Source organism: Massilia sp. CFBP9026, assembly GCF_034045165.1.
In the GTDB taxonomy this organism is placed as follows: domain Bacteria; phylum Pseudomonadota; class Gammaproteobacteria; order Burkholderiales; family Burkholderiaceae_D; genus Telluria; species Telluria arenae.
Map to the genome: position 1 here is coordinate 380,775 of NZ_JAXCWH010000001.1, position 16,050 is coordinate 396,824.

General features: G+C 66.1%; 15 protein-coding genes. 11 read left to right on the forward strand and 4 right to left on the reverse strand.

Going from position 1 to position 16,050, the window contains the following annotated elements; all coding sequences use genetic code 11:
- Positions 1 to 142 precede the first annotated feature (142 nt).
- Positions 143 to 2,428, forward strand: a complete 2,286-nt coding sequence (locus SOM28_RS01605) for a catecholate siderophore receptor Fiu (RefSeq protein WP_320466967.1) — start codon at positions 143 to 145, stop codon at positions 2,426 to 2,428.
- A gap of 51 nt (positions 2,429 to 2,479) precedes the next feature.
- A complete protein-coding gene (locus SOM28_RS01610) occupies positions 2,480 to 3,313 on the forward strand; it encodes a metallophosphoesterase (protein WP_320466968.1) in 834 nt (277 codons plus the stop codon).
- Positions 3,314 to 3,319: 6 nt separating this feature from the next.
- Here SOM28_RS01610 and SOM28_RS01615 read toward each other — a convergent pair whose 3' ends face one another.
- A complete protein-coding gene (locus SOM28_RS01615; RefSeq protein ID WP_320466969.1) occupies positions 3,320 to 5,611 on the reverse strand; it encodes a penicillin-binding protein 1A in 2,292 nt (763 codons plus the stop codon).
- Positions 5,612 to 5,793: 182 nt separating this feature from the next.
- On the opposite strand from SOM28_RS01615, the gene SOM28_RS01620 reads away from it, so the two are divergent.
- Entirely contained in the window at positions 5,794 to 6,555 is a 762-nt protein-coding gene (locus SOM28_RS01620) for a 3'-5' exonuclease family protein (protein ID WP_320466970.1), read from the forward strand.
- 6 nt (positions 6,556 to 6,561) lie between these two features.
- On the opposite strand, the gene SOM28_RS01625 is transcribed toward SOM28_RS01620, so the two are convergent.
- Genes SOM28_RS01625 through fnr form a run of 3 tightly spaced genes read right to left on the reverse strand, consistent with a single transcriptional unit; the run spans position 6,562 to position 9,087 of the window.
- The gene (locus tag SOM28_RS01625; protein WP_320466971.1) at positions 6,562 to 7,500 is read right to left on the reverse strand and encodes a DMT family transporter; all 939 of its coding nucleotides are present in this window, start codon (positions 7,498 to 7,500) and stop codon (positions 6,562 to 6,564) included.
- A gap of 60 nt (positions 7,501 to 7,560) precedes the next feature.
- Positions 7,561 to 8,319 (reverse strand): helix-turn-helix transcriptional regulator, encoded by a 759-nt coding sequence (locus SOM28_RS01630; RefSeq protein WP_123070651.1) that lies wholly within the window; start codon positions 8,317 to 8,319, stop codon positions 7,561 to 7,563.
- A 6-nt stretch (positions 8,320 to 8,325) separates the two neighbouring features.
- Positions 8,326 to 9,087, reverse strand: coding sequence for a fumarate/nitrate reduction transcriptional regulator Fnr (gene fnr / locus SOM28_RS01635; RefSeq protein WP_320466972.1), 762 nt, complete (start codon positions 9,085 to 9,087; stop codon positions 8,326 to 8,328).
- A gap of 231 nt (positions 9,088 to 9,318) precedes the next feature.
- Between fnr and SOM28_RS01640 the strand changes: the two genes are divergently transcribed.
- From SOM28_RS01640 to SOM28_RS01675, 8 genes are read left to right on the forward strand one after another with little or no spacing between them, the layout of a single operon-like run.
- Positions 9,319 to 10,005 carry a TorD/DmsD family molecular chaperone gene (locus SOM28_RS01640; protein ID WP_320466973.1) on the forward strand — a complete coding sequence of 229 codons (687 nt, stop codon included), beginning with the start codon at positions 9,319 to 9,321 and terminating at the stop codon, positions 10,003 to 10,005.
- Positions 9,992 to 10,210 (forward strand): formate dehydrogenase, encoded by a 219-nt coding sequence (locus tag SOM28_RS01645; RefSeq protein ID WP_123070648.1) that lies wholly within the window; start codon positions 9,992 to 9,994, stop codon positions 10,208 to 10,210. The genes SOM28_RS01640 and SOM28_RS01645 overlap by 14 nt, the downstream gene beginning before the upstream one ends.
- An 18-nt stretch (positions 10,211 to 10,228) precedes the next feature.
- Entirely contained in the window at positions 10,229 to 13,048 is a 2,820-nt protein-coding gene (locus tag SOM28_RS01650; RefSeq protein ID WP_320466974.1) for a formate dehydrogenase subunit alpha, read from the forward strand.
- A 19-nt stretch (positions 13,049 to 13,067) separates the two neighbouring features.
- Complete coding sequence (fdh3B, locus tag SOM28_RS01655) at positions 13,068 to 13,751, forward strand: formate dehydrogenase FDH3 subunit beta (protein WP_221176203.1); 684 nt, start codon at positions 13,068 to 13,070, stop codon at positions 13,749 to 13,751.
- Positions 13,748 to 13,966 (forward strand): hypothetical protein, encoded by a 219-nt coding sequence (locus tag SOM28_RS01660; protein WP_123071126.1) that lies wholly within the window; start codon positions 13,748 to 13,750, stop codon positions 13,964 to 13,966. Before fdh3B ends, SOM28_RS01660 begins: the two co-directional genes overlap by 4 nt.
- A 9-nt stretch (positions 13,967 to 13,975) precedes the next feature.
- Positions 13,976 to 15,055, forward strand: a complete 1,080-nt coding sequence (locus SOM28_RS01665) for a formate dehydrogenase subunit gamma (RefSeq protein ID WP_320466975.1) — start codon at positions 13,976 to 13,978, stop codon at positions 15,053 to 15,055.
- Between the two features lie 9 nt (positions 15,056 to 15,064).
- Positions 15,065 to 15,505 (forward strand): hypothetical protein, encoded by a 441-nt coding sequence (locus tag SOM28_RS01670; RefSeq protein ID WP_320466976.1) that lies wholly within the window; start codon positions 15,065 to 15,067, stop codon positions 15,503 to 15,505.
- On the forward strand, positions 15,502 to 16,041 hold the full coding sequence (locus SOM28_RS01675) for a hypothetical protein (RefSeq protein WP_320466977.1): 540 nt from the start codon (positions 15,502 to 15,504) through the stop codon (positions 16,039 to 16,041). Before SOM28_RS01670 ends, SOM28_RS01675 begins: the two co-directional genes overlap by 4 nt.
- Positions 16,042 to 16,050 lie beyond the last annotated feature (9 nt).

Here is a 16,050-nt window from a genome sequence, read left to right on the forward strand (position 1 = left end):
GTGGATGCGAACCCGGTCAAGAGTGTGGCGCGAACGCGAATGATAATGATTATCGTTTACTTGTATTGACGTTCTCGGTAGAATCATTGTTTTACTTGCAGCGTTTCAACACGCACCACTACTTGAGAGAGACCGCCTCGCCATGAAAGCAATAAAAAGCCGCAAGCACCCCATCACCCGCAGCCAGCTCGCGGGCACCGCACTGGCCGCGGCCCTGCTGCCGCTCGGCGCGCACGCCGCCGACGATGCCACCGCTGCCACCGCTGCCACCGCAGCGCCTGCCACCATCGCTCCACAGTCGACCGTCGAAGTCGTCGGCGCCTACGAGAACCCGTTCCGCGCCGAGAATGCCTCGTCGCCCAAGTACACCGAGCGCCTGGTCGATACCGCCCAGACGATCCAGGTGATCAAGAAGGAGCTGTTCGAGCAGCAGGGCGCCCTGACCCTGACCGAGGCACTGCGCAACACCCCCGGCGTCGGCGCCTTCTTCCTGGGCGAGAACGGCAACACGAACACCGGCGACGCGATCTTCATGCGTGGCTTCGACACCTCCAGCAGCATCTATGTCGACGGCGTGCGCGATATCGGCTCGATCTCGCGCGACGTGTTCAACCTGGAGCAGATCGACGTGCTGAAAGGCCCGGCCGGCACCGACAACGGCCGCAGCGCCCCCACCGGCTCGGTCAACCTTGTGACCAAGAAGGCGAATCTCACCGACCTGGTGACTACCGCGATCACCGGCGGCAGCGGCGACCAGAAACGCATCACGGCTGACGTCAACAAGGTGCTGGATGAACAGCGCGGCATCGCCGTGCGCCTGAACGTGCTGGCCCAGGATTCGGGCAGCGCCGCGCGCGACGTGGTCGAGAACAAGCGCTGGGCGGTAGCGCCGAGCATCGGCTTTGGCCTGAACGGCCCGACCCGCGTGCACCTGGACTACCTGCACGTCGACCAGAACAACATCCCCGACGGCGGCGTCTTCGTGATCGGCCTGCCCGGCTACACCAGCCCGGACCGCGCCCGGCCCTGGGTCGCCGACGCTCCCAAGGTCGACCCGAAGAATTTCTATGGCTCGGTCGATGACTACGACGACGTGAAGGCCGACATGGCCACCGTGCGCATCGAGCACGACTTCTCGCCGACCATGAAGCTGCAGAACACGAGCCGCTACGGCAAGACCAGCCAGGACTACCTGCTGACCGCCTTCCTCACCAGCGCCGCCAACCTGGCCACGCCGGTGCAGGGCGACCCGAGCACCTGGACCCTGGCGCGCAGCATCCGCACCGGCAAGGACCAGGAAAACAAGATCCTCACCAACGTCACGACCCTGACCAGCCAGTTCAATACCGGCGCCGTGTCGCACACCCTGGTGACGGGCCTCGAAATCACCAGCGAACGCCAGACCACCTGGGGCCTGACTGGCCTGGGCACGCTGCCGGCCGCGAATATCTACCGTCCGAACCCGAGCGATGCGCCGACCACGCCGGTCAACGTGCGCCGCACCGGCGCCTACAACGAGGGCGAGATCGACACCCAGAGCGTGTACGTGTTCGACACCGTCAAGGTCGGCGAACGCTGGATCTTCAACGGCGGCGTGCGCCTCGACCACTTCCGCGGCGATTATTCGGTGGTGGCGCTGACCAATAACGTGCTGACCGCGACCCGCTTCAAGGTCGGCGAGAACCTCGTCAACGGCAAGCTGTCGGCGCTGTACAAGCCCACCGCCAACAGCAGCGTATACGCAATGGTCGCCAGCTCGAAGCAGCCGCCGGGTGGCAGCTTCACCGCGTCGGGCAGCGCCAACAGCGCCCAGAATCCGATCTACGACCCGCAGAAGACGGTCACCACCGAAGTCGGCGGCAAGCTCGATCTGCTGAAATCCAAGCTGTCGCTGTCGGCCGCGCTGTTCCGCACCGAGGTCGAGAACGAGGTCGAGCAGGATCCGGCCGACCAGCAGTGGTACCAGACCGGCGAGAAGCGGGTGCAGGGCGTGGAACTGGGCGCCACCGGTGAGCTGGCCCCGCACTGGCTGCTCAGCGCCGGCTACCTGTACATGGACACCAGCGTCGAGCGTGGCCGCAACGTCACCGCGGCCGGCGAGAACAGCCTGACCTACACGCCGAAGCAGTCGTTCACCGCCTGGACCTCGTACGACCTGCCGTGGGGCCTGCGCATCGGCGGCGGCGCGCGTTTCAGCGACAAGCTGGCGCGCGGCACCGACGGCGCGATCGGCACCCCGGCTTACACCGAGTCGTACTGGGTGTTCGATGCCATGGTCGGCTACAAGGTCAGCAAGAACTTCGACCTGCGCCTGAACGTGTACAACATCGGCGACGAGAAGTATGTCGCGGCCATCAACAAGAGCGGCTACCGCTACACGCCGGGCACGCCGCGCTCGGCCAGCCTGACGGCGAACGTGCGCTTCTGATACGCCGGCGCCGCCTGAAGCCGGGCGGCGCCTGCTGTATACTCGGAGCCCATGCGCATACAGCTTTTCTCCGACCTGCACCTCGAACGCTATCCCGGCTTCCAGCCGTTGATCCTGCCGGACACCGACGTCGTGGTGCTGGCCGGCGACATCGGCTCCTACCAGGACGGCTCGCGCCTGGAAACCCAGGATTTCGGACTCGAGCGCTTCTCTCCCGCATTGCCGGCGCTGGCCGGCAAGCGCGTGCTGTTCATTCCCGGCAACCACGAATTCGATTCCCTCGACCACGACGCCACCTATGCGCGGCTGCGCGCCACCTGCGAGCGTCTCGGCATCGTCTGGCTCGACCGCGAGATCGTCGTCATCGATCACGTGCGCTTCATCGGCACCACCTTGTGGAGCGATTTCGATGCGCTGGCGCTGCGCGACACCGACCTCACCAAGCAGATGCAGCAGCGCAACAAGGCGTTCCGCGCGGCCAACTATTACCTGAGCAAGAACACGACCCTGAAGGAGGGCGAGAAGGTCCTGGCCGAGGGCATCCGCGCCATGTCGCTCGACTGCCAGGCCTGGCTGCGCGCAGCGTTGGCCACGCCGTTCGAAGGCAAGACGGCGGTGGTCACCCACTTCGCGCCGAGCCTGATGAGCGCCGATCCGCGCTACGGCCTCACGCCCGGCACGGCCGGCTTCTGCAATGCGCTCGACGGCCTGTTCAAGCACGCGCAGCTGTGGATGCACGGCCACCTGCACTGCCTGAACGACTACATGGTCGAGGGCCGCGACGGCGCCCATTCCTGGTCGTGCCGGGTTGTGGCCAATCCGCTGGGCTACCTGAGCAAGGGCGAGCAGGAGGGCTTCCGTCCCGAGCTAGTGATCGAGCTGTAAGCCAGACTACTGCGTCGCCTCGTCGGCCGACGAGAAGGTCCCCATCAAGACCTCGATTCCATCCGCCGCCTCGGGCGGGTGTTCCTGTTCCGCATATTCGGCATATACCCAGTCGCCGCCGGCGCGCGCCACGCCCTCGGGCGGCAGCGGCTCGTGCTGTGGGGTCTTGGCCAGCGCGACGCGCATGAAGTCGACCCACATCGGCAGCGCCAGGGTCGAGCCGAATTCGCGGCCGCCGAGCGAGCGCGGCTCGTCATAACCCATCCAGGCCACCGCCGACACGCCGCCGCCATAGCCGGCGAACCAGCCGTCGATCGCATTGCTGGTGGTGCCCGTCTTGCCGGCCAGGTCGAACCTTTGCAACTGGCGCGAGGCCGCCGCCGCGGTGCCAACACGGGTGACGTCGCGCAGCATGCTGTCGACGATGAAGGCGTTGCGCTCGTCGAGCACCCGGGCGCTTGCCTGGCGTGGCGGCGGCGCAGCCTGTTCGAGCAAGACCTTGCCGTCGCCATCCTGGATGCGCGCGATCAGCCACGGTTCGACGCGGTAGCCGCCGTTGGCCAGCACCGCATAGGCGCCGGCCATCTGCAGTGGCGTCACGGCGCCCGTGCCCAGGCCGAGCGTCAGGTTGCGCGGCTGGCGGGCGGCGTCGAAGCCGAAGCGCGCCAGGTGCTCGCGGGTGTAGTCGACGTCCAGCGCGCGCAGCATGCGCACGGTCGGCACATTGCGCGAGCGCGACAGCGCGTGGCGCACCGTGACCGGGCCTTCGAACACATTGTCGTCATTGCGCGGCGACCAGCTGGCGTAGGCCTTCTCGGCGCTGAAGTCGAGCGGCTCGTCGAGGATTTGCGTGCCGGGGAAGAAGCCGCGTTCCAGGCCGGCGGAATAGACGAAGGGCTTGATGCTCGATCCAGGCTGGCGCCAGGCCTGGGTCACGTGGTTGAACTTGTGGACCGAGTAATCGAAGCCGCCGACCAGCGCGCGGTAGGCGCCGGTCTCGGTGTCGAGCGCCACGAAGGCGGCGGCCACCTCGGGCAGCTGGGCGATCGCCAGGGCGCCATCGGCGGCCTTCGCAAGCCGGATGACGGCGCCGGGCGCCAGTTTCGCCGCGGGCTTGGCCTTGCTTGAGAGGGCGCCGGCGGCGAAGGCCAGGCCCGGGCCGGTGATCTCGACGGCGTCGCCGTTGGCGAGCAGGGCGCGCACCCGCTTTGGCGATGCAGCGACGACCACCGCCGGGATCAAGCCGTCCACGGAGGGGCGTTGCTGCAGGGCGGCGGCGATCGCGTCCGTTTTTTCGTCGGCGCCGGCCGGCAGCGCGATGCGCGCTTCCGGGCCGCGGTAGCCGTGGCGGCGGTCGTAGGCGAGCACGTTGCGGCGCACCGATTCATAGGCCGCGTCCTGCTCGGCGGCCACGATGGTGGTGGTGACCGTAATGCCGCGTTCGTAGGCCGCCTGGCCGAAGCGGGCGTGGACCGCCTGGCGCGCGATCTCGGCGACCCAGGCCGCGCGCGGGTTCAGGGTAGCGCCGTAGCTGCGCACCTGCAGCCGTTCGTCCAGGGCGCGGCGGTACTGGAGTTCGGTGATCATCGCCAGTTCGCGCATGCGCCTGAGCACGACCTGCTGGCGCTTGCGGGCCGCCTGGGGATTGGACACCGGGTTGCTGCTGGAAGGGTTTTGCGGCAGGCCGGCCAGCATCGCGATCTCGGCCAGGCTCAGGTCTGGCAGCGGTTTGCCGAAATAGGTGCGCGCCGCGCTGGCGAAGCCGTAGGCGCGCTGGCCGAGATAGATCTGGTTCAGGTAGACCTCTAGGATCTGGTCCTTCGAGAGCGCCTTTTCGATCTTGTAGGCGAGGGCGACTTCGGTCAGCTTGCGCGGCAGGGTCTTGTCGCGCGACAGGAAGAAGTTGCGCGCGACCTGCATCGTGATGGTGGACGCGCCCTGGCTGCCGAAGTCGCCGATATTGGCCTTGGCCGCGCCGAGCGCACGAATCCAGTCGACCCCGCCGTGCTCGTAGAAGCGGGTGTCCTCGATCGCCAGCACGGCCGATTTGAGCAGCGCCGGCACCTTGGCCACCGGGACGAATTCGCGGCGCTCGGCGCCGAATTCGCCGATCAGGACCTTGTCGGCGGTGTACACGCGCAGCGGGATCTTCGGACGGTAGTCGGTGACGGCCTTGATGTCGGGGACGTCCGGCAGGAGGGAGGCGCTGGCGTCGCCCGGGACGGCGGCGGCCAGCAGCAGAATGGCAGCGGCGGACAGGCGTGCGATGCGGGGAGACGGGCGGTAGCGTGAGAACATGGCGGCGGGTACGAAAGGAAAGTGCGTCGATCATACTGTCCGTCCCGCAGCCTGGCTTGCGATGAACGGCAGGTAGCGCCGCCTGCTCCTGCGGGGTGCAGCAGGCGCTACCTCCGGAGCAGGCGTCTGTGCGTTTCGAAGCGCAAGTAGAATCCTCGCTCCAACCACTCTTCGAATCGAACATGCTGCGCTTTTACCCTGAGACGACGAAGGTCATTTTTTTTGACCTGGAGTATTACGTGCCTGAAGCAGATCGGGTGCGCACCAGTCACGGCGGACTGAGTTTTTCGCCATTCCTGCCTGGGCATAAAATCATTGGCGGTGTCTTGCAGACTTATTTTCCGATGCAGGATCGGCTGGAAGCGCCGCGACGGTTCTGGGAGTGGGAACTCGGATCGGAAGACGCAGTATTGAGAGGACTGTACGAATACCTGGAGGCGCAGTGGCGTTCGATCAGCAAACAATCTGGAGGGCTGATGCTTGCAGGGATTGGCATCTCGCACAGCGATATACCGGTGCTGCTGGCGCGTATGGTTCATGCTAGGGTTGCGCCGCCGGAAAATGTACATGATCTTCTTTGCGGATGTCGACAGATTGACTTGAGTGTTGCGACATACACCCAATTCTCGTTCAATCAGAGCTACTTCGCCTATCCGAAAACCAAAGCGGCACTCTATCAAAAATATATTCCTGGCCGAACAATGGAGTCCGGCACGCGTGTCTGGGATGCTTACGACGTCAAGAATTATCAAGCGATCGAATCGAGGTGCCAGCAAGAAGTCGACGACATGGTGACGATCTACAAGGCCATGATCGATCTGAGCAAGCATACAGGTAGTGGCTTGAAGCGCCTCAAGCGTTTGGAAAAAATCATCGACCAGCATCCCGAGCTGCTGCCAAGGAGGGGGACGAATGAATCGGATCCTGCGCAACTAGTCGCTTAAGCGCCCTCAATGCGCGCCGCGGTGCGCCGACGCACACGAAATGACTCCCGCCACCAGCAACCCCAGCGCGGCCGTCTCGAACCCACTCGGCCAGCGCGCTTCCCACAAAAAGCCATACAGGGCCGCGAAGATTGTCTCGAACACGATCATCTGCCCCATCAGGCTCAGGGGCAGCGCGCGGCTGGCGTGGTTCCACAGGGCGTTGCCGACCACCGAGCACAGGATGGCCACCGCGCTGACCAGCGCGCCGAACTGCAGCCAGGCCGGTAGGGTGTGCTCACCCGGCGCCAGCACGAAGGCCGGTACCGCCAGCGCCAAGGCCATGACGCCCGTGACCACGCCCACCAGCAGGTTCCATTCATGCGACGAAATCCCCTCGATGCGCGCCAGCCAGCGGATGTTATGTACCGCGAAGATGGTCCACGACACCAGTGCGCCGAAGGCGCAGGCCAGGCCGGCCAGCGATCCAGGCCCGGACGCCGACAGCGACTCCCAGCCGATGCAGGCCAGGCCGGCGCCGCTCAGCAGCAGTGAAGGCAGCAGCCGGCGCAGCGGCACCGCATTGCCGTCGCGCGAGCCCACCAGGGTGACCGCGATCGGCAGCAGCCCGATCACGATCGAGGCCATTGCCACGCCGCCCAGTTGCACGGCGTTGGCCAGGAACAGGTAATAGATGATGTTGCCGGTGAGGCTGAGCGAGATCAGGCCGCGCCACGCCGGCCAGCCGAGGTGGCGGCGCAGCCGTCCCCATGCCGGGTAGATGAGGATAGTGGCAATCAAGCCATAGGCCAGGTAGCGTCCGGCCGAGAGCTGGATCGGCAGGAATCCGGGCGCCAGTTCCGGGGCCAGGAAGACCAGGCCCCAGAGTGCGCCGGCGGCGATGCCGGCGCCGATGCCGAGCAGGGTGGAGCGGGACAGTCCGCCCGCGCCAGTAGCGGTGTACATGATGAATCTCCTTTGAAAGGAGATTCTCGGACCTGATCGTGCATCCAGTCTTGGCCGGGACTACTGCGGCTTTGGTGGATTCTCTTGACCTGCACGCCGATAGGCAGCGGGCGTGGTACCGAATACGCGGCGCATGGCCCGCGTCAGGCTGGCCTGGTCCGAGAAGCCGCAGGCGAGGGCGATGTCGGCCACGCTGCGCGCGCTGTGGGTCAACAGACCGCGCGCGCAATCAAGGCGGCAGCCCAGCAGCCAGGCATGCGGCGTGCTGTCCAGCTCTTCGCGAAACAGTGCGTGCAGGCGGCTGACGCTCAGGTTGGCGGCATTCGCCATTGATTCGGTGCTCCAGGCCAGGCCGGGCGCGGCCTCGATCCGTGCCAGCAGGGCCGCCAGGCGCGAGGTGGCGCGCGGCGCGTCCAGGCTCAGGGTGTCGAGCAGCAGCGGCACCCAGCCCTGCACTAGCGAACGGGCCGGCGCGCGGTGTGGACCAGTTTCACGGGCCATCAGTCCCATGAACTCGACCAGCTTGCGCGCCGCAGGGGCCAGCGTGACGAAAGGCCGCTCCAGCAGGCGCTGCCAGGGACCGTCGTCGAAGGCGGCGCCATCGACGTCGACGATCAGGGAATCATTCGCGCCCGGACTCGATTGCGCATGCCAGGCGCCGGGCGCCACCAGCGCGCCATGCAGGGGATCGAGCCGGCCGCGCCGCTCTTCGATGTCGAGCACGACTTCGCCGTGCACCGGCAGCACCAGCTGGGCGAAGTCGTGGCGGTCGCCCCAGTGCACGCGGTCGTAGCTACGCAGGTGCAGGTCGGGCGCCATGATGTTTCAGGCCATCGGGCTGCACACGTCGGTGCCGGCCGCCAGCGCCTTCAGCTTGACCGGATCGAGCAGCGTCACTTCGCGCTTGTCGACCTCGAGCCAGCCCTGCTTTTTAAAGCGCGACAGCAGGCGGCTGATGCTTTCGATCGTCAGGCCCAGGTAGTTGCCGATGTCTTCGCGCGACATGCGCAGCTGGAAGCGGTTGGCCGCATAGCCGCGGGTGGCGTAGCGCGCCGACAGGTTCACAAGGAACACGGCGAAGCGCTGCTCGGCGCGCATATTGCCGAGCAAGAGCATGACGTTCTGCTCGCGCGTGATTTCCTGGCTCATGATGCGGTGGAAGTGGCGCAGCAGCGTCGGCACTTCGCCGAACAGGTCTTCCAGGCGCGCGAACGGGATCTCGCACACCTCGGAATCTTCCAGCGCCACCGCGTCGCAATGGTGGGTGCCGCTGATCGCGTCCATGCCCAGCAGCTCGCCGGCCATCTGGAAACCCGTAATCTGCGCTTCGCCGGCCGCGTTCACCTGGTAGGTCTTGAAGTGGCCGAAGCGCACCGCGTACAGGTTGCGGAACGATTCGCCCACGCTGTACAGGCGCTCGTCGCGTTCCAGGCGGCGACGGCGGCCGATGATCTTGTCCAGGCGGTCGATCTCGGCGTCTTCGAGGCCCATCGGCAGGCACAGCTGGTGCATGCTGCACTGCGCGCAGGACTTGAGGGCGTGGATATTGAGAGGCGGCTCGGCTTGCCGGGACAGGGTCTGGCTCATGAGGGATGGTCGCTTGGTTCGGGTACACCGGAATTATAGACGTGTTGAAGCGTTTATCTCGACAAACAAATGCCATTTATTGCATTTGAGAAACAAATTCGTTGTGTTCCGGTCGTTTGGCGCCCGTGCTCACCCATGCTGGGTTCATTTAGCCGTATAGGCAACTGTGCGCACTCAATATCAATCGAGGCCTACACTGCCATATAAATTGAACAACTGGAGTGTTCCCCAGTGTCATCAACAACCGAGACCGTGCCCGATCGCAGCGCCTTTGCCACCGCAATCGTTCGACCGGACCTGCCGCCGGGCGGCGAAGACCAGGCCAGGGCGGATCTGTATGCCTTGCTCTCCCGGCTACTGCTGGCCGCGCCCGACGCGGCGCTGCTCGATGCGCTCGCGTCCAGCGATCCCATCCTGGCCGAGGGCGGCGACCCGGCGCTCGAACGCGCCTGGGACCAACTGACCGTCGCATCCGGCGTGATGGACCCCCGACTCGTCCACGATGAATTCAGCGCGCTGTTCGTCAGCGTCGGCACGCCGCCGGTCGATCCGTATGGCTCGCGCTACCTGGCCGGCTACATGAACGACACGCCGCTCGCGCATCTGCGCGAAGACCTGGCCCAGCTTGGCCTGGCGCGCATACAGGGGCGGGGCGAGTTCGAAGACCACCTCGGCGCGCTGTGCGAGACCATGCGCGTGCTGGTGGCCGGCACGCCCGGCATCCGGCGTCAGCCGCTCGACGTGCAGCGCCGCTTCTTCGAGGCCCACATCGGCTCCTGGTGCATGCGCGCGTTGGACGACATCGCCAATGCCGATGGCGCCAATTATTACTGCCTGGTCGCGCGCTTCGCCCAGGCATTCCTGGCAATCGAGGCCGAAAGCTTCGGCGTAGGAGAGGAAACCGATGAGCAAGCATGATCCACAAGCCCATGACCAGCCCGACCCGGCCCGCCGCGGCTTCCTGAAAGCCGCCCCCCTGGGCGCACTGGTGGTGGCCGCTGCCGCCGCCCCGGCGACCGCGGCACCGCAGGCCGCCCCGGCCGCGCCCGACCCCAAGGTCAAGCGCGGCTACCACGAGACGGATCACATCCGCCGCTATTACGCCACCGCCGCCTACTGGTAGGCAAGCAGAGGAATCGATATGTCACTGGTCAAGTCCACGCGCGACAGCGCGTTGAAACGGCGCCGCTTCCTGGTCGGGGCCGGCGTTGCCGCCGGCGCCGGAGCCCTGGCGCGCCACCTGCCGCTGAACGTGATCGAACCGGCCCAGGCCGACCCGGTAGCGGATACCCCGGTGCCGACCGTGGTCAAGCGCACCGTCTGCAGCCACTGCTCGGTCGGCTGCTCGGTCGATGCCGTCGTCGCCAACGGCGTCTGGGTGCGGCAAGAGGCCGCCTTCGATTCGCCGATCAATATGGGCGCCCACTGCGCCAAGGGCGCTTCGGTGCGCGAGCACGCCTTCGGCGAGCATCGCCTGCGCTATCCGATGAAGCTGGTCAATGGCAAGTACCAGCGCATCTCCTGGGACCAGGCGATCGACGAGATCGGCGACAAGCTGCTCCAACTGCGCAAGGAAGCCGGGCCCGATGCGCTGATGGTGATCGGCAGCTCCAAGCACAATAACGAGCAAGCCTACCTGCTGCGCAAATGGGTATCATTCTTCGGCACCAATAACTGCGACCACCAGGCCCGCATCTGTCACTCGACCACCGTCGCCGGCGTGGCCCAGACCTTCGGCTACGGGGCGATGACCAACTCGTTCAATGACCTGCACTACAGCAAGGCGGTGCTGTTCATCGGCTCCAACCCGGCCGAGGCGCACCCGATCTCGATGCTGCACTTCCTGCACGCCAAGGAACTGGGCGCCAAGATGATCGTCATCGATCCGCGCTTTACCCGCACGGCGCGCTTTGCCGATCACTATGTGCGCGTGCGGCCCGGCACCGACATCCCGCTGGTGTGGGGCATCCTGTGGCATATCTTCAATAACGGCTGGGAAGACAAGAAATTCATCGAAGAGCGCACCTGGGGCATGGAGGACGTGCGCGCCGAAGTCATGAAATGGACGCCCGATAAGGTGTCGGACGTTACCGGCGTGCCGGAATCGGCGGTGCGCATGGCGGCCGAGATGCTGGCCACCAACCGTCCCTCGTCCGTGGTCTGGTGCATGGGCATCACCCAGCACCACGTCGGCACCGCCAATGTGCGCGCGCTGTCGATCCTGCAGCTGGCGCTGGGCAATATCGGCATTCCCGGGGGCGGCGCCAATATCTACCGCGGCCACGACAATGTGCAGGGCGCCACCGACGTCGGCCCCAACGGCGATTCGCTGCCTGGCTACTACGGCCTGGCCGAAGGGGCCTGGAAGCACTTCGCCGCGGTCTGGGGCGTCGACTACGAGTGGATCAAGTCGCGCTTCGGTTCAAAAGAATTGATGGAAAAGCCTGGCATCACGGTGTCGCGCTGGTTCGACGCGGTGAATGAAGGAAACCAGTTCATCGACCAGCCCAGCAATCTGCGCGCCGTGCTCTACTGGGGCCACGCGCCGAACAGCCAGACCCGCCTGCCGGACATGAAGGCGGCGATGCAAAAGCTCGACATGATGGTGGTGATCGACCCCTATCCGAGCATGACGGCGGCGATGCATGGCCGCAGCGATGGGGTCTACCTGTTGCCGGCGGCCTCGCAGTTCGAGACCCAGGGTTCTTGCACCGCCTCGAACCGCTCGATCCAGTGGCGCGAGCGGGTGATCCAGCCGCTGTTCGAATGCAAGACCGACCACGAAATCATGTACCTGTTCGCGCGCAAGCTGGGCTTCGCCGACGAGCTGGTGAAAAACATCAAGGTGGTGCACAACGAGCCGGTGGTCGAGGACATCCTGCGCGAGATCAATCGCTCGTGCTGGACCATCGGCTACACGGGCTGCTCGCCCGAGCGGCTCAAGCTGCACATGGAAAACAAGCACACCTTCAACCCGACGACGCTGCGCGCCGATTCCGGCCCGTGCAAGGGCGACTACTACGGCTTGCCGTGGCCGTGCTGGGGCACGCCGGAAATGAAGCATCCGGGCACGCCGATCCTGTATGACCTGAGCAAGAGCGTGGCCGAGGGCGGCTTGCCGTTCCGTGCCAACTGGGGCGTCGAGCACAACGGTTCGAGCCTGCTGGCGGCCGACGGCTCGACCAACAAGCACAGCGAGCTGGACTTCGGCTACCCCGAGTTCGACCACGTGTTCCTGAAAAAATTGGGCTGGTGGGCCGAGCTGACCCCGGCCGAGCAAGCCATGGCCGAGGGCAAGAACTGGAAGACCGACCTGTCGGGCGGCATCATCCGGGTCGTCATCGCCCACGGCTGCGCGCCGTTCGGCAATGCCCGGGCGCGCTGCAATGTGTGGAATTTCCCCGATCCGGTGCCGGTCCACCGCGAGCCGCTGGCCACGCCACGGCGCGACCTGGTGGCCCAGTACCCGACCTACGACGACAAGGCCAATCACTGGCGCCTGCCGACGCTGTTCAAATCGGTGCAGGCGGTCGACTATTCGAAGGATTTTCCGCTGATCATGACCTCCGGCCGCCTGGTCGAATACGAGGGCGGCGGCGAGGAAACCCGGTCCAATCCCTGGCTGGCCGAGCTGCAGCAAAACATGTTCGTCGAAATCAACCCGCGCGATGCGGTGCAGATCGGCGCCAAGCTGGGCGAGTACGTGTGGCTCGAGACCCCGACCGGCGCGCGCCTGAAGATGATGGCGATGGTCACCGAGCGGGTGCCGGTGGGCCTGGTGTGGGCGCCGTTCCACTTCGGCGGCTGGTGGATGGGCGAAGACCTGGAACAACACTATCCCGAACATGGGGCGCCGATCGTGCGCGGCGAGGCCATCAATACCGGCTGGACCTATGGCTATGACGCCGTGACCATGATGCAGGAAACCAAGGTGTCGCTGTGCCGCGTGGTGCGCGCCTGAGCTGACGGAGGAGACCGACATGCCAGCAAGAATGAAATTCATCTGCGACACGGAGCGCTGCATCGACTGCAACGGCTGCGTGACCGCCTGCAAGAACGAGCACGAACTGGCCTGGGGCATCAACCGGCGCCGCGTGGTGACGATCAACGACGGCATCCCGGGCGAGCGCTCGGTATCGGTGGCATGCATGCACTGCACCGACGCGCCGTGCCTGGCCGTGTGCCCGACCAACTGCATCTACCATACCGAGGATGGCATCGTCCTGCACAGCAAGGACCAGTGTATCGGCTGCGGCTACTGCTATTACGCCTGCCCGTTCGGCGCGCCGCAATTCCCCGAGACGGGCCTGTTCAACCACCGCGGCAAGATGGACAAGTGCACCTTCTGCGCCGGCGGCCCGGAACCGGATACCTCGGAAGCCGAGTTCAAGAAGTATGGCCGCAACCGCATCGCCGAAGGCAAGCTGCCGGCCTGCGCCGAACAGTGCGGCACCAAGGCGCTGCTGGGCGGCGACGCCAACATCATCGCCGACATCTATCGCCAGCGGGTCGAGACGCGCGGCTATGGCCCGCAGCTGTGGGGCTGGAAGATCGCCTACGGCAAACCGAAACGCGGCGGCCAGTACAAGGCCGAGGGCGACTCGCCACGCGTCAACCAGGACACGCGCGATTCGCAGAACCATTCCGGGAGGTTCCCGACATGAAGCTCATCAAGATCTGCGCACTGATCCTGCCGGCCGTGCTGCTGGCCGGCTGCCTCGAAGTGGACCAGCATCCGCCATGGATCAAGGGCGAATACGCCGGCAAGAAGGACGACCGCCACTACCAGCGCCGCTTCCACAACGACCGCCTGGCCTGGTGGGCCACGGTCGAGAACCGCAACGGCAAGCAGAACGAATACAACCGGGCCAACCCCTGAGGAGGCACCATGCGAGCGACTTTAAATACGCTGCGCGCCATGCTGTTCCTGGCGGCGGCCCTGGTGTTCTCCGCTAGCTGGGCCGGCGTCAAGAACCAGAATGCCACGCCGGCCTATGCCGAAGAACAGACCATGCTGCAGATCGAGGCCGACTCGGTGGTGCCCGATCCCGGCATGACCAGCCCGGCATCGGGCCGGGTGCACATGGACCGCCACTACCTGGGCCAGTACGGTAGCAAGGAAGGCAACGTCATCGTCCAGCGCGGCGGCAATACCTGGCGCCACCTGCGCAACGGGCCGCTTGCGACCATCGCCGGCTTCATCCTGCTCGCGGTGCCGCTGGCGATCTTCGTGTTCTACCGGACCATCGGCCCGGCCAACCAGGTGGCGGAAGCAGGCCGCAAGATGCAGCGCTTCAATCGCTGGGAACGCCAGGTGCACTGGGCGACGGCCTTCAGCTTCATCGCGCTCGGCCTCACCGGCATCATCATCATGTACGGCAAGAAGATCATGCTGCCGTGGATGGGGCACGACCTGTTTTCCTGGGTGGCGATCATCTCCAAATATCTGCACAACTTCGTCGGACCGCTGTTCATCCTGTGCTCGATCCTGATGTTCTTCACCTTCTTGAAGCGCAATTTCTACAACCGCGCCGACTGGCAATGGGTCAAGCAGGGCGGGGGGCTCATCAGCCACAAGCACGTTCCGGCCGGCTTCTTCAATGCCGGCGAAAAGACCTGGTTCTGGGGCGGCGTGGCGCTGCTGGGCCTGATCATGTCGGTCACCGGCCTGGTGCTCGACTTCGCCGTCGGCCAGACCCGTTACGTGATGCAGGTGGCGAACGTGCTGCATGTGGGGGCTGCGGCGCTGTACATGGCCGCCGCGATGGGCCACGCCTACATCGGCACCATGGGCACGCCCGGCGCCTACGAGGCGATGCGCTACGGCACGGTGGACGAGAACTGGGCCAAGGCCCACCACCAGCTGTGGTACGAACAGATGAAGACCGGCGTCCCGCCCGGCATGGACAAGGACGGCAAGATGGTGCCTGGCCAGGGCGGCCGGCCGCAACCCGGTCCGGCGCACTGAGGAATGGCGATGAGACTACGCAATGCATCGATCGTGGGCGCCGTGGTGCTGCTGGCGTGCACGCTGGCCGGCTGCGACCGCGGCCAGGCGCCCGCCGCCAACGGCGTGATCCAGACAAAGTATCCCGGCCAGGTCTCGTCCGGCGGCATGACGAGCGGCCAGATCATGGCGCGCACGGCCCGGCCGGAAACCGATGCCACCTATGCCGGCGGCACGCCGGGCATCGCCGGCGGTTCGGGCGGCAATACCAGCGGCGCCGAGATCGGCGGCGCGACCCAGGAAAGTGGCCAGGGGCCGTCGAGCGGCGTCACCCAGCCGGCGGGCGCCGGACGTCCAGGCGGCGACCTGCCGTCGGGCGAGAATCGCCCCGCCGCGCCGGCGCCGGGAAGCACCGAAGCCCCGGCAGCCAATAATGCCGCGCCGCAGGGGCAGTCAGGAGGAACACGATGATGACCAAGCGAATGCACACCTTGGCGGCGCTGGCGCTGGGCCTGAGCCTGGCCGGCGTCTCCTGGGCGGCCCTGCCGCCGCCGCCGCCGGCCCAGGCCCAGGCCGCAGCGGCGAAGAAGGCCGAGGCTGACGCCAAGGCGGCCAAGGAAAAGGAAGCACTGAACGCGTCGATGGAGCGAATCAGCGGTCAATGGCGCCAGCGCGCCGCGCAGGAGGGTTGGACCATCAAGCCGCCGCCGCCCGTGGGTGGGCCGATGGGTGTCGCCGCATCCGATCCGACTCCGGCCAGTGCCGGCGTGCCGGCGCCTGCCCCTGCCGGCGGCGCTCCGGGAACGTCGGGCGCCGCGCCCGCCACGGCCGCCGCGCCGCTCGGGGCGCGTGCGCTGCATGCGGCCAATGTGCCGGTCAAGAGCGAGAAGCTGGGCACGGCGCGTCCGAGCGAAGACGTCAAGCAGGGGCCGACCCGCGCCGAGCCGGCCGGGGCTTCGCCGACGGTGAACAAGAAGGGCGTGCCCGAGAACGCCCCCAAACAGTAAAGGCACAAC